We start from the raw sequence: 18,465 nt of genomic DNA on the forward strand, positions 1-18,465 counted from the left end.
GAAGGGACAAGTTATGTTAGACATGAAGGAATTACTTGCCTTCTCTGTAGAAGCAAAGGCGTCAGATGTTCATATAGCTGTAGGTATACCACCTAAGCTCAGAATCAACGGTAAGCTCACCGAGGTTGAGGTTCCGGCACTGTCACCTGCTGATGCGGCAGAGGCAATTGGATCTACTATGAAGGACAGGCATAAGGCCATACTTCAGGACAGAGGAGAGGTCGATTTCTCATTCGATTCACCTGAGACCGGACGTTTCCGTGTCAATGTATTCATGGACAAGGGAAACATGGCAGCAGCGTACAGACGAGTTGAGACACAGATCCCAAGACCTGACCAGCTTGGTATTCCAAGGGAGGTTGTTGAGCTCTACAAGAGAAAGAGAGGTCTGGTTCTCGTAACAGGACCTACAGGTTCTGGTAAGTCAACCACACTTGCATCTATTATAAACAAGGCGAATGAGAACCTTACGGATCACATCATCACACTTGAGGATCCTATAGAGTACATTCACCATCACAATAAGGCAATAGTTAACCAGCGAGAGGTTGGTATGGATACACTCAGCTATGCAAATGCACTTCGTGCAGCACTCCGTGAGGATCCTGATATCATCCTCGTAGGAGAGATGCGAGATCTTGAGACTATCTCCACAGCCATAACCGCTGCCGAGACAGGACACTTGGTATTCTCCACACTGCATACAATCGGTGCGGCAAGTACCATCGATCGTATCATAGATATCTTCCCTACAAACCAGCAGCAGCAGGTAAGAGTTCAGCTCGCGATGGTTCTTGAGGGAGTTATCTCACAGTCGCTTCTTCCTATAGCGAGCGGCAACGGACGAGTTGCAGCCTTCGAGGTAATGCTTGCATCACCTGCTATACGAAGTCTGATACGAGAAGCCAAGACTCATCAGATCCAGTCAACTATCCAGACAAGCAGAGCCTTAGGTATGATCACTATGGACGATGCATTGTATGAGCTGTATGCTTCAGGGACCGTCACAAGAGAGGTTGCCATGACATACGCACAGGATCAGCAGTACCTGAGAAAGAAGATCAACGGACAGTAAGATATATGGAATAATCGATTGCCATATGGAAAAATGTGGTATAATAACCAAGCCGCATTGTGCACATTGTCTAAAAAATAACGTGCAAATAATTAAATGTTGATTAAATCTGTGTGGTATAGTAAGATATTTTACATATAATTTATGTTGCATTATTGCGCTTTTAAAGTGCAGATACATGAAAACGTAAGAATATTAAGATTGGGTCGGAGGAGAGACAATGGCAGTATTTAATTACAAGGTTGTTGACAGAGATGGTAAGAATAAAAAAGGTACCATCGAGGCCCCTAACAGAGACGGTGCTGAGAAGAAGCTGAAGTCAGAAGGCTACTCGATCATGAGTCTGACGGAGCAGAGCAGCCCGCTCGGGGGTATAGGATTTAAGAAGAAGGTCAAGTCAAGAGACCTGGGTGTATTCTGTAAACAGTTCTCGGCGGTCATCAAGGCCGGTGTTACCATCATATCCGCACTGGAGCTGATGGGGGATCAGATTGAGAACAAGACACTGAGAAAGGCCATAGCAGATGCGCGTACATATGTAGAGAAAGGTGGAACTCTGGCGGATGCGCTCAGAGTTAACCCGGATGTATTCCCGCCTATCATGATCAACATGGTGTCGGCTGGTGAGATGTCTGGTAATCTTGAGATTTGCTTGGACAGACTGGTAGAGCATTTCGAGAAGGACAATGCATTGTCATCCAAGATCAAGGGTGCCATGACATATCCTATAGTAGTTCTCTGTGTTATGGTTATAGTTATCATAGTAGTGTTGGTAGCGGTTATACCAAACTTCTCAAGTATGTTTGAAGAGATGGGAACTCAGCTTCCACTCGCAACTCGTATGATGATGGCGGCGGCAGATTTCGTTATGTATAAGTGGTGGCTGCTCATAATCATAGTGGCAGCTATAGTGTTCGGTGTTAAGTTCTTCAAGAAGACACCGTTTGGCGAACAGCTCTTTGCGAACATAGGACTTAAGGCTCCAATATTCGGAAATCTGAATGTTAAGACAGCCTGTGCAAGATTTGCAAGAACCATGAGTACATTGATGGCGTCAGGTATATCGATGATAGATGCTGTTGAGCAGGTTGCAAAGATGATGGATAACAAGATTATCAGAGACGGCCTGATGGATGCTAAGGTTCAGGTGTCCAAGGGTGTACCGCTTTCAAAACCACTTAAGGATATGACGATGCTTCCACCGATGCTCTCAGCCATGACAAAGATTGGTGAGGAGACAGGAGATATAGAGGAGATGCTCAGCAAGGTTGCTGACTACTATGACGAAGAAGTTGAGGCGGCAACAAATGCGCTTACAGCAGCTATGGAACCTATGATTATGGTTCTTCTTGCAGGTGTTGTTGGCATGATAGTTGCAGCGGTATATGGACCTATCATGAGTATGTACGATGCTATGGATAATGTATAAACAAAAGAGGAAATTAGATGAATAGAAATAAAGGCTTTTCACTGGTGGAGCTTATCATAGTCATAGCTATCATGGCTATTCTCGCCGGAGCACTTGCACCGGCGCTCATAAAGTACATAGCAAAGTCAAGAAGATCGACCGATGTGTCGAACGCCCAGACTATAGCGACGGCAGTCGCCAATGCCTTATCGGTAGAGAAGGCATATGATGATGCCACACCTGGTGATTACCCGGTGAATACCGATGGCACACAGCTTGGCACATCGAATGCGTTCACATCAGAAGTCACAAGTCAGCTTGGGACAAGTACATTCAAGCCAAAGTATGACAAGGACAAGCAGTTCACTATCACAGTCAATAGTGATAAGGCTACATTCACCGTAAAGGTGGACAGCTCAGAGCTGTATCCGGATGTGTGTGATGCTTACAAGTAACATACGTCTGGTAGCTATTTGATATATCATGTATGACCTGCATGATAACTAAAAAGGTTAAACCCGGTAGAACGAGGATGCCGGTTTGATATAGTGCAAAGCACATAACAACACACAATAAACAACTAAAAAGGAGAGTAATATTATGAAGAAAAACAACAAAGGTTTCTCATTAGTAGAGTTAATTATCGTTATTGCTATCATGGCAATCCTTGCTGGAGCTCTTGCACCGGCACTTATCAAGTACATCGCTAAGTCAAGAAGATCAACAGATGTATCAAATGCACAGACAATCGCAACAGCAGTTACAAACGCACTTTCAGTAGAGGCAGCTTACGATGCAGCAGAAGCTGGTGATTATACATTATCAACAACAAAGCCTGTTGCAGTAAATGGAACTGGCGCTGCATTTACAAGCGAGGTTGTATCACAGCTTGGTTCAGCTGCATACAAGCCAAAGTATGATAAGGATCAGTCATTTATGTTTACACTTAGCTCAGATAAGTCTACTTTCACTGTAACAGTTAATGGTTCAGAGCTTTATCCAGATGTATGTGCAGAATACAAGTAAGATTCTGACAGACTTGTGTAAACTTACGGATTGTTCATGAGAACATGATTGATGTTACATAAGTGTAGCACAGACGGTGATTATACCTGTTGCAACCTCGTACAGGCAGTGAGTGTGATCATCGTCAGGTGCTGACACATTATCTACTATTTATATTTATAGTAGCTGGGGATTTTCCCCGGTTGCTATATCTTTACACAGAGCTGAATATGAAGGAAAGAATGTTATATAGAGTGTTATATAGTCTGATCCTTTATACTCACTCTTTCTTTGCAGTCAGCGGTTTTTTGTATATGTGACATGTCACATAGCATGACTTATGGCGGCAACTGGCTTACCTAGGTAGAGCTGGTACTTATTTTTCAGTGAGTTTCTTCTATATAAAAGGGTCATTATGTGGATGAGATGAGCTATTAAAAGGGTGACAGAATGTTGACCTTTATCCGGAAAGCACTTATCCGGAACAATTATATGAATGGGGTGAACAGCGGTAAGCTGGTACTCAAAGCAATGTGGAATTTTCCATACAAAACTACTGATTAGCGAGGGAGGCTATAAAAATGGCGAGTAATAATAAAGTCTTAACAATCGACATTACAAATGAAAGTATTACTATCGTTGAAGTTACACCTTCAAACAAGAAGCAGTCAACGATACACAACGCTATCATCTTCGAGACACCGGAAGATGCCTATGAGGATGGCGTGATCAGAGACAAAGAGAGAATAGCAGAGGCAATCAAGTCTCAGCTCTCAGCAAATGGAATAACAAACAAGAACGCGATATTCGTTCTTACCTCTACAAAGATCATTAACAGAGAGGTTCTTGTACCTTTCGTTAAGGAGAACAAAATTAAAGGAATTATTAATGCGAACTCATCAGAGTATTTCCCTGTTAATATAGAGGATTACGTAGTGTCTCATACAGTTCTTGAGACAGTTACTGATGAAGAGAATAACAAGCAGCTCAGAGTTCTTGCAGTCGCTGCACCAGAGAACATGGTAAGATCATACTATGATCTCGCAGCTATGGCTGGACTGAAAGTAGTAGCACTTGATTATATTGGTAATGCAATGCTTCAGTTGATCAAGACTCAGACAACAGAGGCAATGACAACTATGGTAATCCAGTTGGGCAGTGAATCAACAGTGCTCAACATCGTAAAAGGAGATACACTTCTCCTTCAGAGAACAGTTCCATACGGAACAAATGTTGTTGTGAATGAAGTTATGGATGCGAAGGGCGTGGATGCAACAACAGCCATGACATTACTTCAGAATGAAAGACTTCTCACGGTAGATTTCGACGACAACGCAATAACAGGAGCGTTCAGATATCTCATCAACAACATCGGTCGAGTTATGGACTTCTTCACATCAAAGAATCCTGATAAGCCTATTGATGATGTATTCCTCACAGGTGATGGAGCCCTTATCAAGGGAATCGACGGCTTGTTCAAGGTTCAGCTCAATGTATCAACCAGAGTAATGGATACATTGTATAACATCAAATTTGACCCAAAGATTGATCTTAAGATTTATAATCCTGTATATCTCATGGTTCCTATCGGAGCTGCCTTTGACCCTATGGGCTTCGAGCTTGGTGAGACTGGCAGCAAGGGCGGTGCAAGCAGTGTTGACACAACACCACTGGTTATAGCATTTATCATCATAGCAGTCATAGTTGCAGGTGGTGTTACAGCGTACTCGTTCATAGCTAAGAACAAGGCTCAGTCAAAGCTTGACCAGGTGAACAGAGATATTGATTCTATCAAGGATATAGAGCAGATCGTACAGGACTATGAGGATGCAGAGTCTGTATACATGGATGCTCAGAATATGTACAGCTACACAGAGAACCTCAATGAGAATGTTGGAACACTTATTGCGGAGCTTGAGGACAAGATGCCAAAGGGAATCAGTCTTACAGCGTTTGATTCATCTTCAACAGAGGTTAGTTTCACAGGTAACACGAAGTCGTACGAGGATATAGCTGCATTTGCAATAAACCTCAAGGATATAGAGTGCATAGACAATTCATTCGTTCAGTCTGTCACTGAGAATGTGGATAAGCAGAGCGGGGATACAACATACGACTTTACAGTTACATGTATCTACAAGGATGTAAATGCAGATGACACCGAGACTTCAACAGATGAAGTATCAGTTAATTAAGGAGGGACTATCATGGATTCAATCACAAAGGGCCAGAGAAATCTATTATTATTCATATTGGGAATTGCTATCTTAGTGCTTCCTATAAGATTCCTTGCCATGAGCAATTTTGATGACAAGAAGAGTATTGAAAGTCAGTACAACGAGAGACAGACATATTATAACAGCCTGCTTGAGAAGGATGCGAACAGACAGCAGTACATAGCTGACACTGAGAAGTACAAGGCAGACTATGAGGCTGTTCTTGCAGAATTTCCATCAGAGCTGTATCAGGATAACACAATCATGTATTTACAGGGTGTAAAGGATAAGTATAAGTTCAACTTTCCTAGTGTAACAATGGGTGAGGAGACACTTTTCTATACACTTGGCGCAGGCGCTGTGGGCGACGTTACCGTTGCTGATAATTCAAGTGCTTCAACAGATGCAGCAGCATCTGACGTGACTATAGATGATTCAGCAGCTACAGCATCAGGTTACAACTGCTATTCAGCATCATTCCCTGTCACATACGAGGGAGACTACAAGGATATCAAGGATGTCATCGACTACATCAAGAATGGTGATTACAGAATGACTCTTGACGATGTCACTATAGCATTCAACGAACAGACAGGAAAGTATGAGGGAGATATGACTATAACCTCATATGCAGTAAACGGTGATGACAGAACTACAGATCACGCAGATGTGAATGTACAGACAGGTACAAACAACATCTTTGGAAACCCAACAGTAAAGTCTACTACGACTACGACCACAACAACAGCCCAGTAGATGCATACACTTAAATGGAGTGAACAAATAAATGGTTAAATCAAACAATAAAGGATTTAGTTTAGTAGAGATTATAATCGCTGCTGCCATATTTGCCATTCTGATCTATCCGATAACCAATGCATTGATCACAGCCACGAAGACGGGTACTACATCGACGAAGAAGCAGTATGCAGTCGAGAAGGCTGAGGAGATCATGGAGATCTTTAAGACCGCTGATCTGTCAGGAAATGTGAATATTCCTGATGGCAATGGAACAAAGACATATTCCTTTACAAAGGGAACACCATCGGGAAAGTCTATTACATTGCCGAATTCTAAAACGGCGGAATATTCGGACACAACCTATACCTGCAACGATGTATCCATAGGAAAATCTTATGAGACCTACACCTGTCAGGTGGATGTGAATGATGCGGCATATCAGGTTCTTAAGAATGGATATGTGCTTGCAGGTCTTGATGGTGGTGCGACATTCAAGAGCGATGAAAGTGGCGCCATACAGACTAATGCTACGGAATCGGGAACTATCAGAAATCTGGACAGCAAACAGTCGGCTATCATTATAGGTGCCACCTATAATGTAGCCGCAACAGGCAGCAATCTTGATAATCTCGCATATCAGTATTTCCTGGATGCGAAGCTTGACGTGCTGAGAAAGTATGATGTGCAGTACAACCATTATCTTTCCGGTGGTGGAACATTCGATGAGGATCATTTCCAGAAGAATACCAAGATCAAGATATCAAAGCTGGGATCCACATATACAGTTGAGTGTTATGTGGAATACACAGATTATACAACGGTCTCAGTTATCAGATCACAGTATGAGAGCTCAGGCAAAAATGTATACAAGCCTACCACCTTATATGGTGATGGAATAGTATACAAGCAGGAGTTTACGAATGGTCTGCCACCTGTGTATCTTCTCTATGTTCCGGCGATATACAATGGTTCATACTGTACGACAGATACCATAACGGTGGATAATTCAGGAATATCTGAGAAGGCGGATGTGTATGTATTCGAGACGACAGCAGAGCTCAGCGATACATACAAGAAGATCATACGTGAGCAGTTCAATGTGGCGAACGTTGATGATCTTACATATACGAATGCAGGAAAGAACACCAAGATGTCAGATGTCAAGGTGAGACTTAAGCTGGCAGCGGGAGCAAAGTCGTCAGATCTTAATGTATATGCCAACTTTGATTTTGACAATGTTAATTCTGACTATCCTGTAGCTCGTTTGACAGAGGATCAGAGTGACAGTGTATATATGTACGATATAACAGTTACTTTGACAGATAGTAAAGGAAACAAGACGACGGTTACTGGAACAAGGGGGAAGTAACAGATGATTGAGAGATTAAAGCGAAAGCTTAGGCATAACGATGATCACGGTTCAAGTTTCGTCCTTGTAATAGTCGCAACCACATTTATGTGCATTCTTGCTTCAGCGATACTTATGGGAGCTATGATGACATACAAGCTCAAGTTTTATAAGCTGAATTCCCTGAATAACTTTTATGAGGTAGAAACTGCACTTGATGAGATGTATGCGGGGGTAGGCGCAGCGACCAATGAGCACCTTTATTCGGCGTACACAACTACGGCTGAATTGGTTGTTGTGTATGATACTAAGGCTCAGGCGTTTACTACCCTTGACAATAAATCGGCAAATGAGCTTTTCAAAAAGCTTTTCATGACAGGCTTTGTTGCAGATACAAACTATAAGAGCCTTAAGAACGTGACAGATACACTTCAGTCTTTCATATCTAATGAGTATGATGCGGTGGACAATCCGGATGGTGTCAGACTTGATACATCGAACATGAAGCTTATATATACTGATGTTAATAACAAGACAACAACTCAGTATTATAAGAATAATGGAGGAATTAAGACGGAGAAGCAGTCGGGTTACGAAAATGACAAGGTTCAGTCTGTCACATTCAAGAATGTGTGTGTTAAGAGAAGTGTGAATCTGCAAGGATCAACAGCAGGAACCTATGAGCAGTCTATCACTACGGACATTGTTCTCACGGAGCCTGAGTACAATGTTTCATTTGATACAAGCAGTGTATCAAACAATACATTGTATGAATATGCGATACTTGCGGATATGGGTGTCGAGGTAGGAGAGGACAACGACAACCGGACAACCGACGCACAGGTTAAGGGTAACATCTACGCAGCAAGCGATTATTACAATAAGGATTATAATGATGTAGCCGAGACAAAGGTTACGAACAAATATGAGAGTAAGCCTACCACAATGTGGGGTACAAAGGAAAGCAGTGCATACTCAGGAATATTTGTAAATGGTAAGAATTCCACACTTACACTCAACTCAGATGTGGTTGTGTGTTCAGGTTCTCTTGCCGCATATAACGGAGCTGAGATAAATCTGTCAGGTCGTACACAGACTTTATCAGAGCTTTGGGCAGATAATATCGTCATTGGAGGAAAAGACGGAGGCTCACTGAAAGCTTCTGCAGATGCGTATATCTTTGATGATACAGAGCTTAATGCAGAGAAAGCAAGCTTGAAATTTACTCAGGGAAGTTATTTTGGATATAGCTACAATGCACAGGATACAAGAAGTCTGAATTATCTCAGACAAAAAGGATATCTTGCAACAGGATATAAGCTCAGATCACACTTTAGTGATAGTGCAATTATTGTAAATGGTAAGAATTCAACACTTGACTTACAGGATCTTAATTCACTGTATATAGCAGGTAAGTCATATATCGAATTCTCAAAGATTGCTGCTTCAAGTGTTCCTGAGGACGATGAGAATATAACAGTTGATGAGAATGCAGATTACGCATTCACAACACTGAAGGATTATTCTACAGGACAGTCTCTTGATGTGAAGACAAATCAGCTTATGTTCCTTACCCAGTGGTCTGTAGTGAACAACACTGAGAAGGTTGACCCTGACACAGGAATCACTACAGTTACACTTCAGTTCCCAAAGACATTTGAGGCAGATGCGAACATACTTGATCTGTATGATGATTTCCTCAAGGATCTTGCTACAGAAGGAGAAAAGGGCGTAACAGCTATTAAGCAGACTGTTTCAGGACATGATTATTATTATCTGTATATTGAGGATGGAAAGGATTCATCCAATGTAAGCAATGCAGAGAAATTTGCTGAGAAATATTATAAGCTTCTCCAGGATTATGGCGATGAGATAAGCAGCAAGCTTTATAATGTACAGAAGTACGAGCAGTTCCAGGTTAAGCTGGTTCTTCCGGCAGAGGGCAAGATAAATGCAAGTGGTGCTGTCACAGATCAGAATAACGATGATTCGCTGTTCCTGAGAGCATCCACAACTACCACAATGGATGTGGCTACAGCTCTTGATAATGTTTCAACAGGCAAGGTGTTTACTAATATTCTTGGAAACAAGGGCACAGACAACAATAAAAAGGCATTTAATGATCTCAAGGCGGATGCACTTAAGCTTGCTGGTTCAGGAACTGCAAGTGACGAAGAACAGACAAGCACATTCCTTTCATATATGTATATTAATATGAAGGATCATCTGTCGGTTCTTAACAATGTGGATGATAAAACAAAGCGTACACAGAATGCGTGGGAAATAGCTAATTACACTTCCTCATCGGTAGGATATTTAAGCTCATATGATAAGGATAGAGATACATATTCATATGATTACAGTATCACTCCTTTAAACCACTACGTTGATTTGGCGTATGTGTTCAGCAAAAACCTTTCAATTGAGAAGACAATTGGAAATGCAACAGATAATGAGGCTAAAACCATAGTTATCAATTCTGGTGATGTTAAGCTCCAGCCAAACAATGGAGATGGATCATTCCAGGGAATTATAATTGCCGGTGGTAATGTAAGATTTGATGAGAATGTTAAGAGCTTCCGAGGTATGATAATCACTGGATCAAAGCTTATAATTGACCATAATATGTCAATATCAGCAGACGCTGCATTTGTTGCAAATCTTCTTGAACAGTGTTCAGAGAGCACAGACGAAAAGCTCAATACGCTTACAACAAAGGTGCTGAAGAACTATACATCATCCAAGAGCGAAGGTAACACAGAGGTAACAGGAGCATCAATATCAGACATCTCATACGAAGATATTCTTGTATTCCAGAACTGGAAGAAGAATGTTGAATAGGGGGTGTAGCTGATGAAGAATGGTATAAAATCAAATAATGGATACACGCTTATAGAGATGATAATTGTTATTGCTATAATTGCAGTAATGTCAGGCGTGGGCTTTCTCACTATATCATCAATAAGAGCGTCTCAGGCAACTGCTTCACTGCAGAAGTTTGACAGTGAATTGTCGGCGCTTGAGATGAGAACTAGGACGCAAAAAAGTGGAGAGGCGGTAAGGATAGTCCAGAATGGTGCTAATTACGATATTTTCTATGGTATATGCGCTGATGGAAGGGCGGAGTCATTTACTGCTAATTCATCTGCACCTGACAAGGTGCTGGAGAGAGTTACGATATATTATGCTGACGATTACGATGCAGATTCAGTGACTACTCCTCTTTCAGAGCAGGTTATTATTATCAGGAAATCTGACAGTCAGGTGCTGACTGGATATGGAGAGTATCGTTTCTGCAAGTATAACAGCAACAATACTGTTGGAAGGGTCAACCTGAACCAGTATACAGGCGGTCATACATATGGAAAGAATTAGGGGGTGTGAAGAATGATATGTAGAAATAAAGACAAGGGCTTCACATTCATAGAGCTTATACTGTATATGGCAATCTTGGGAATATTCATGGTTGCTGTCATGTCCCTTATATCTACAACTGTTGCGTCACATAAGAAGCAGTCGTCCAGACAGAAGCTTCAGTCTCAGGCGACTGAGACATATGATGCGATAGCAGACATACTGATGGGGGCAAGTGATATCAAGATTGATGGAACTGCTTACGTACAGACTGGAACATCATTCACTCAGGTTACAGGAAGCTTTATTGTTCCTGAGGATACGTATGTGAAATCCGCAGGATCGGGAAGCACACTCCGTAAGCAGGGAGGCGTTGCTGATGTAATCCAGGATATAGTGTCAGATAGCGGTGTGATAAAGAAAAAAAGCAATAGCTATGATATAGCGGATGTTAAGCCTTTTGGCGGCGCTGGTGCTTCAGAGGATGTGCACACATTTATAGATGCTGATTATCTGTGGGTTCAGTATTCATCTGAGCTAGATAAGACTGCATTCTGTACGATTACCTACAGCAAGACAGACAAGAAATTGTATGTTTTCAGACAGGAGATGAGTGATGAAACGCTTAATCAGGCAAAGCAGGATCTCAAGAGCAGCGATTCAGCAAAGGTAAATCAGGCACAGGCGGTGCTTTCATCGTGTACAAAGTATGTGGATGCAAGCTCCAAGAAAGGTACAGTGCTTGCTAACAACGTGAAAAGCTTTCAGCTTCAGGTCAATCCTGCAGACAATAGTGTTGCAGTGATTATTGGATTTGAAGACACAAAAACAAAAGAGACATATAAAGTAACAAGTGTAGTTGGACTCAGAAATTCATTCGTGCTCAAGAAGCATGAGTGGGATTAATAGAGGAGGAAAATACAGTGTTTAAGAATAAAAAAATAGTCTTATCATCTATAGCTATTATATTCGCACTTGTAGTCAGCTCTATATTTGTGAATTATACACTGGCTAACTCCGATTCTCAGGCTTCCCTGAGTGATGCGAACGGCAGCGGAAGCAAATCTACAAGTCTGACAGGATTGTCCAATATCGATCTGGCAGTCAAGAACTCCAACGATGCTGGCAAGAAACAGACAGGAGAGGACAAATTCAGAATCGTCCAGATAGTACCTGATTCATATAGTGGTAATGCAGATATGGATGAGAAGCTGAAGGAAACCGTCACTGATAGCAAGTTTTCAGGTGATGCGAAGAAGCTGACAGGATACGATTCAACAACATATCTCTGGAGATATGTGTATGCAGGTGAGTATTTTAGACTTGCAGTGTTCAATGGATATAAGACGATAAGCGATAACATGGCTGCCGGTGCGGTGACTCTTACAACTTGTACAGTCAGCGAGCTGAACAGCATGGATACAACAGCCCAGGGAATCCTCAATCAGGCGGATTTCATATATATTTGGGCGAATGGTGCCAGCGATTATGCCAGCAAAGCAAATGATATAAGCGAGGATCTGTATAACTGGTTGGATGCGTATGCTACAGCAAACTCACATCCTATAGCATTGTGTACAGGAACTCTGTGTACATCAGAGCCAGAGCTTATAACAGGAAATAATGATGATTACAGAATGGGTGCACTTGCATACAAGCTGATCACTAAGGGTGCTGTGGCAAGATATGATAATGTCCTTGTTACAGAGCCGGATTTCTTTAAGACACTTTATCAGGAGGCAGATGATAACAAGACGACTCCTGATATAAACAAGACAACAAAGACGATCTCTGACTTTATTCTTCAGGCAGAGAGAAAAGCCAGCGAGGGTGGTAGCGATTACCTTAACTATGGAACATACTATAAGTGGTATGAGGGTGTATCAATACTTGATTTCCTTGATGGTAACATACCGGATAATATCAAGGATTCCACATATGATAAGGCTGGTTCAAGATCAGGTCTTACAGGAGACAGAAAGTCGTGGAACTTTGATAATGCCAAGATACTTGTGATTTCAGAGGACGGAGCCGGCAGTGCAATGTTCAGTGAAATCACAGAGAAGAATAGCAGTGCTACACGTGGAGACATGGCTTCTGCTGATTACACATTCAATGCGAAGACAAATACATGGGAATCTGTACAGAAGGCTCCAAACAGCGATCTGACAGGACATATGTATGCGAATGGTACTTCAAGCAGTGGTACAGGTCTTTCAAGATATGTGCCAAGTGGTGCTGATGTTTATCTCATTGACAGTGCCGATCTTGTAGAGGCGATGACCAATGGCGGTAAGGCATTTAAGAATGACAACTTTGCAACATCATACTATAAGGATGTCAAGACAAAGTCAGTTTCCGGTACAGTGAGATGTACTGATGATGCAGGTGATGCAGTGGATCCAGCAGCAGATATGTATGCATATCTTGTAGTAGAAAATGGAACACAGCTTAATCTGGCAGGAACATCAGTAGATATTCTTATGAAGGCTCCTCTTGAGATGAAAGAGGTTCCGAAACTTGACGAGAATGGTCAGGAGATAAAGGATGCTGATGGCAACACAGTTATGGAGACTGTATACACATACAGCTTTGACAGACTCAGCCCTGAATATAGCTACAAGGTTGTAGTTGGAGGAGATGTCAGTGATGACCAGTTCTCTTATGATGATCTTGTGGTTGGAGTAGCTGATAATTCCGGTCTTGTTGACGGAAGTGATACTGATTATCAGTATGATTTCAATATTAAGACAGTTGACGAGGACAATGTATCAGGATACACATACAGAATAGACGCAGCAGGAACAGAAGATGAGAATGTTGTAGTTACATATCAGGATTTCCAGGAGAATGTTGGTAATGCAGATCTCAATTATGAGTATAAGAGTGATCTTGTATATACTAATCTGGATTTCTCAGATGCGGCAAAGGTTGTTTCGTATGTTACTGGTCTGCATGACAAATATCTCGAAACCCAGGCAGTATTCATGAATGGTACTTATGATAAGCTTGATCTCTCAGAGTATGACTTTGTATTTATTGACAAGGGTACATATAACAAGGAGATAGGCACAGCGGTATTCAAGGATCTGTGCAGTGCAGTCGAGAGTGGACAGTATTTTATAGTTTCTTCTAAGGCCGGTGACGGAAAGGGCTCAGGAGATGGCAGTGGCGATGATTCAGATCCAACCATTCCGGTAGTTGATTCACCATCGGCAAAGGCAGTGGCTGATGTTATCAATGCCAGTGTGTATCGCGATGGTTCTGATAACAAGTTCAAGGTACTTGAGATTCAGCCGGATTATCCGATTGATCTTGAGGTGGCAGCACTTCAGGATACCGTAAGTACAGCTTATACAACAAGAAGTGATGGAACAACTAAAATAACAGGAAACTATTATACAGTTCCATCTGATGTAGTAAGTGGTAAGTCTAAACAGGAGCTTGCGGCCAGAACAGAGTATTATGATTTTGATCTTACCAAGGCGAAGATAGCGTATGCTATCGATGGAATATCCATTGGAGATATTCAGCTCACTCAGGTTTCGACCGAGCAGCTCATTGGTATGAAGGAAGATATAGCAGCGACATACGATCTGGTATATATCGGTGGCGATATAAGTGCTATGGATAGAAATCCAGCGGAGATGTACAAAGGACAGAATGATATCGGTAATGCTACGCCGGGTTACACATATCAGATATTCCCAACATTCATCATGTATTACCACACAGGTACACTCAGTCAGTTGATGAATGCATCTACATATAGCCCAGATACAGCACCTATATCAGGATCAACAAATATGCTTGCATCACCAAAGGTTGGTGACAAGTATTACACAACAACATATCTTGCAGAGAATGGTAACGACCTGACAAATACAAAGTATCAGGAGCTTCTCACATACATGGCATCAGGCAGACCGATGATCATAAGTGATGAGCTTACCAGCGTATATGAGAATATGCAGGGTACAAATGCAAATGGTGATAAGCTTTCACAGGCTGAGCTCCTTCAGGGATATTGGTATAAAGATGGAAAGCTTGAGAGAAAGAATTATTATCTCGATCCATCATCAAGAATGTATCAGTTGGTAGATACCCTCTATGCAAGACATACAGGAGCAAATGGATCAAATATTCTGTGGGGATTCGATAAGGATGCAACACAGTATATAAGTGATAAGGATGGAATATACGGTAACAGTTTATGGACAAAGCGTGTTCAGTCACTTGCTGGAGGTAAGTTCAAGGAAACTGATTATATGGACTCAGACGTACAGGATCAGTCATGGTATAAGCGTCCGGGAACAGATACTGTATATTATAATTACAAGGTAGTCTATGATGATGCAACTTCAGCATCTCTTAACAGACTGGTGACAGGAAGTGCACATAGAACAAGACTTACTATCACTACAAAACCAGTTACATATCAGCAGGGAATACAGCAGACTTATATCAAGTCCAACAGACTACAGTTTACATTCCAGGTTGATGGTGACAAGTCAGTATATAACTACAAGTTGTTTGTAGATGTTGATAAGAATACAAAGTTCGAGAAGGGCGGCGGTGATTATTGTCTTGAGGACAAGATCACAAATGGTCAGGAGAAATCACTGACAGTAGCGCTTGACTCAGAATTCTTTGGATCAGCAGCATGGTATCTTGAGATAACAGATGAGGATGGCAATATAGTTGCTTCTTCTACAGGTCTCAGCAAGATAGTAAACAATAATGTATCAAAGAGTGAGATAAATGTTCTTCAGGTTCAGACAATGGCAGAGGGACAGACGGCAACCTCATGGGGAGCAACTGATACACTTTACTTTGATATTGAGTCACAGACAGCTCACAAGATTGCAAAGTACAATGTATTTGCAAACATGGCAGAGCTTGATAACGCTTCAACTACTCAGTATGCAGTTCTTGGAAGACATGAAAACAGATTCGGCGTATATGAGTTTGATACAAACACAGATGCGGATGATTATTATTCGAATCTTGCAGATGAGCTTTCAGAGGATTATGACATAAATCTTGATCTTGTGGTTGCTTCAAGTGATAGAGCTTCATTCAAGACAGGAGATGGAGTAGATGCTCAGTATGATTGCCTTGATACTATGGTAGAAGAGGCTGAGAAGCTTGCCAAGGGTGAGAAGGTTGATGGACATAGTCAGGAAGAGTACGAGAGCCTTGCCGCTGTTGCACTTACAGAATATTCAGCAGCGTCAGCAAAGGTTGCAACGCCAAAGAAGATTCTTGATAACTATCTCAAGAATGCAATAAACTATATTGATGGTAAATACACAGGAACTACAAATTACAGTACATTTATCAATAATTTCAGGACAAGCAATGCAGAGACAAAGAAAGTCCTTCAGTATATGCAGGATACAGGCGATTATTATCTGATATTCTGGCCAAAGTACAACACAATGAATCACTGTGAGGGTGACTTCAAAGCAGGAAAGATGTCAGATGATTTCGGAGCTGATTTTGCTAAGTATTATTCAGATTATGTGACAGCAAAGAACGCAGAGCTTGAGGCAAAGGATAAGTACAATACTTACCTCAGACGTTCATATGGTAAGAGCTTTATGAAGAACATGTACTCAATACTTGTTCTTGGACCATCGGATTCATTTGGTGGATTTAAGGTTGACTTCAAGAAGGAAACATGTCAGTACATACTTGACTATGTATCAGCAGGAGGAGATTTGTTCTTCTTCCACGATTCAATGTCACCATATGCAAATGCAGGTGCAGTTAATCTTACAAAGTCACTTATATCAGTAGTAGGAATGAACAGATTCCATGTTGATGTAACAGACAATGTTGTCAAGTATGACAATCCGCTTAAGCTTGGTAAGTATAACGTTAAGAGTGTTTCTTACAGCAAGGCTTCTGTTAATACAAGTACATTGGATGTTACATACACAGCAGATGGAACAGTCGATGATGTGACATATACATCACCGGATAGCAGCTTGTATTACCTGACACCATATGCAAATAATCCTACAGCGGGCGAAGGATTACTGAACAGTATGAATTCTAACATTATGGATGTATTTGTTGAGAAGAATGCATACTGGCAGCCATATCTTGGAAAAGATAAGAAGGTATATGTAAGTGCACTTGCAATGACAGCACTTTACTACAATGGTAATATGGCCGGTGCAACAACTACACTTCCATATGTATATGCACAGGAGTCATATAAGGCAGCAACAGCCTGGTCACAGGCAGCAAATCAGGATCAGTCAGCTTGTGCTGAGACAGTTAAGGCTACACAGCTTAACTCAGGTCTTGTAACATTGTATCCATACAACATAAGTTCATCACTGAACATATCGGGTACACATCAGCAGGCATTTGCACTTGATCTTGAGAGTGACAACATAACAGTATGGTATACTCTTGCAGGTTCAAATAACTCATCGAACAGTAAGATGCGTTCATCAAAGTATGCAGCGGATCCTGGAGATGCAATGGAGGCTTACTTCATCTACACTACAGCTTATGGCAGTGGTGCGATCACATATTGTGGTGCCGGACATTCATCAGTTACAGGTAGACGTACAAGAAACAATGATGAGAGAAAGCTGTTCATCAATGTTATTGTAAACAGTGCATCAGCAGTACCAGAGATGCCAACTATTAAGTGTTACGATCCAAAGCAGACATGGGCTGCAGAGGATGAGCTTCCAAAGGATGCAGAGGCACTTGCTTCGTCAGGAAAGACAGTATATGTTAAGGAAGTTGATTCAAAGACTGACGATCCTGACTTTGATTACAAGATTGGTATTCCAGAGAAGACAAAGGTAACAAAGGTTAACATTTACTATGATCTGGATTATGATGATTCCGATTACTCGATCAGACCAAGCTACACAGAGGATACTGATAGAATGATCAAGTCATACACAAAGATTGGTACAGCAAAGTTAACATCTATATCAGGCGACATAAAGGATATTGTGAGAAATGGTGATGATTCAGCTCTTACACCTGATGATTCGTGTTATGCACCATATGGTGGAAATTACACATACATCGTTGTGGAGGTATATTACCAGGGCAAGACAGTTCCTGTATATACAATGATCAAGGTTAAGGCCGCAGATCCATTGTTTGACCTGACAGACAATACTATAGACGTTCCGGCACTTGGAGATTTCATCGCCGAGAAGAAGAATGTATTTGCATAATGCGTATATAGTATAAATAATAGCAATAAACATAGAAACCGGGGTGGTTATATACTCCGGTTTCTTTTTGTGTTATACTAACTCTGTTTAAAATAACAGAC

Annotated in this window: 11 protein-coding genes; all 11 read left to right on the forward strand. The window is 41.5% G+C overall.

Annotated elements, in window-relative coordinates; all coding sequences use genetic code 11:
* The first annotated feature begins 13 nt into the window (after window positions 1-13).
* A complete protein-coding gene (locus tag ARA78_RS01295; protein ID WP_022217246.1) occupies window positions 14-1,075 on the forward strand; it encodes a type IV pilus twitching motility protein PilT in 1,062 nt (353 codons plus the stop codon).
* A gap of 220 nt (window positions 1,076-1,295) precedes the next feature.
* Window positions 1,296-2,504, forward strand: a complete 1,209-nt coding sequence (locus tag ARA78_RS01300) for a type II secretion system F family protein (protein ID WP_055144038.1) — start codon at window positions 1,296-1,298, stop codon at window positions 2,502-2,504.
* Window positions 2,505-2,521: 17 nt separating this feature from the next.
* On the forward strand, window positions 2,522-2,938 hold the full coding sequence (locus ARA78_RS01305) for a type II secretion system protein (protein WP_055144040.1): 417 nt from the start codon (window positions 2,522-2,524) through the stop codon (window positions 2,936-2,938).
* Between the two features lie 145 nt (window positions 2,939-3,083).
* Entirely contained in the window at window positions 3,084-3,509 is a 426-nt protein-coding gene (locus ARA78_RS01310; RefSeq protein WP_015533118.1) for a type II secretion system protein, read from the forward strand.
* A gap of 560 nt (window positions 3,510-4,069) precedes the next feature.
* Window positions 4,070-5,683, forward strand: coding sequence for a type IV pilus assembly protein PilM (gene pilM, locus ARA78_RS01315; protein WP_055279864.1), 1,614 nt, complete (start codon window positions 4,070-4,072; stop codon window positions 5,681-5,683).
* Between the two features lie 12 nt (window positions 5,684-5,695).
* Window positions 5,696-6,460 (forward strand): hypothetical protein, encoded by a 765-nt coding sequence (locus ARA78_RS01320; protein ID WP_055144044.1) that lies wholly within the window; start codon window positions 5,696-5,698, stop codon window positions 6,458-6,460.
* Window positions 6,461-6,491: 31 nt separating this feature from the next.
* A complete protein-coding gene (locus tag ARA78_RS01325) occupies window positions 6,492-7,814 on the forward strand; it encodes a prepilin-type N-terminal cleavage/methylation domain-containing protein (protein WP_055223930.1) in 1,323 nt (440 codons plus the stop codon).
* A gap of 3 nt (window positions 7,815-7,817) precedes the next feature.
* Window positions 7,818-10,634: a hypothetical protein gene (locus tag ARA78_RS01330; RefSeq protein ID WP_055223932.1), complete on the forward strand. Its 2,817-nt coding sequence runs from the start codon at window positions 7,818-7,820 to the stop codon at window positions 10,632-10,634.
* Window positions 10,635-10,646: 12 nt separating this feature from the next.
* The gene (locus tag ARA78_RS01335) at window positions 10,647-11,168 is read left to right on the forward strand and encodes a prepilin-type N-terminal cleavage/methylation domain-containing protein (protein WP_022216705.1); all 522 of its coding nucleotides are present in this window, start codon (window positions 10,647-10,649) and stop codon (window positions 11,166-11,168) included.
* 12 nt (window positions 11,169-11,180) lie between these two features.
* Window positions 11,181-12,053: a prepilin-type N-terminal cleavage/methylation domain-containing protein gene (locus tag ARA78_RS01340; protein WP_022216704.1), complete on the forward strand. Its 873-nt coding sequence runs from the start codon at window positions 11,181-11,183 to the stop codon at window positions 12,051-12,053.
* Between the two features lie 17 nt (window positions 12,054-12,070).
* A complete protein-coding gene (locus ARA78_RS01345) occupies window positions 12,071-18,364 on the forward strand; it encodes a DUF5057 domain-containing protein (RefSeq protein WP_055279865.1) in 6,294 nt (2,097 codons plus the stop codon).
* The last annotated feature ends 101 nt before the right edge of the window (window positions 18,365-18,465 follow it).

Source organism: Coprococcus eutactus (assembly GCF_001404675.1).
Lineage (GTDB): Bacteria > Bacillota > Clostridia > Lachnospirales > Lachnospiraceae > Coprococcus > Coprococcus aceti.

What these genes read in the sequence shown, in the direction of transcription:
- ARA78_RS01320 (WP_055144044.1), top strand. Translation starts at nt 5,696, where the DNA reads ATGGATTCAATCACAAAGGGCCAGAGAAATCTATTATTATTCATATTG.
- ARA78_RS01305 (WP_055144040.1), top strand. Translation starts at nt 2,522, where the DNA reads ATGAATAGAAATAAAGGCTTTTCACTGGTGGAGCTTATCATAGTCATA.
- ARA78_RS01300 (WP_055144038.1), top strand. Translation starts at nt 1,296, where the DNA reads ATGGCAGTATTTAATTACAAGGTTGTTGACAGAGATGGTAAGAATAAA.
- ARA78_RS01340 (WP_022216704.1), top strand. Translation starts at nt 11,181, where the DNA reads ATGATATGTAGAAATAAAGACAAGGGCTTCACATTCATAGAGCTTATA.
- ARA78_RS01325 (WP_055223930.1), top strand. Translation starts at nt 6,492, where the DNA reads ATGGTTAAATCAAACAATAAAGGATTTAGTTTAGTAGAGATTATAATC.
- pilM (WP_055279864.1), top strand. Translation starts at nt 4,070, where the DNA reads ATGGCGAGTAATAATAAAGTCTTAACAATCGACATTACAAATGAAAGT.
- ARA78_RS01310 (WP_015533118.1), top strand. Translation starts at nt 3,084, where the DNA reads ATGAAGAAAAACAACAAAGGTTTCTCATTAGTAGAGTTAATTATCGTT.
- ARA78_RS01335 (WP_022216705.1), top strand. Translation starts at nt 10,647, where the DNA reads ATGAAGAATGGTATAAAATCAAATAATGGATACACGCTTATAGAGATG.
- ARA78_RS01295 (WP_022217246.1), top strand. Translation starts at nt 14, where the DNA reads ATGTTAGACATGAAGGAATTACTTGCCTTCTCTGTAGAAGCAAAGGCG.
- ARA78_RS01330 (WP_055223932.1), top strand. Translation starts at nt 7,818, where the DNA reads ATGATTGAGAGATTAAAGCGAAAGCTTAGGCATAACGATGATCACGGT.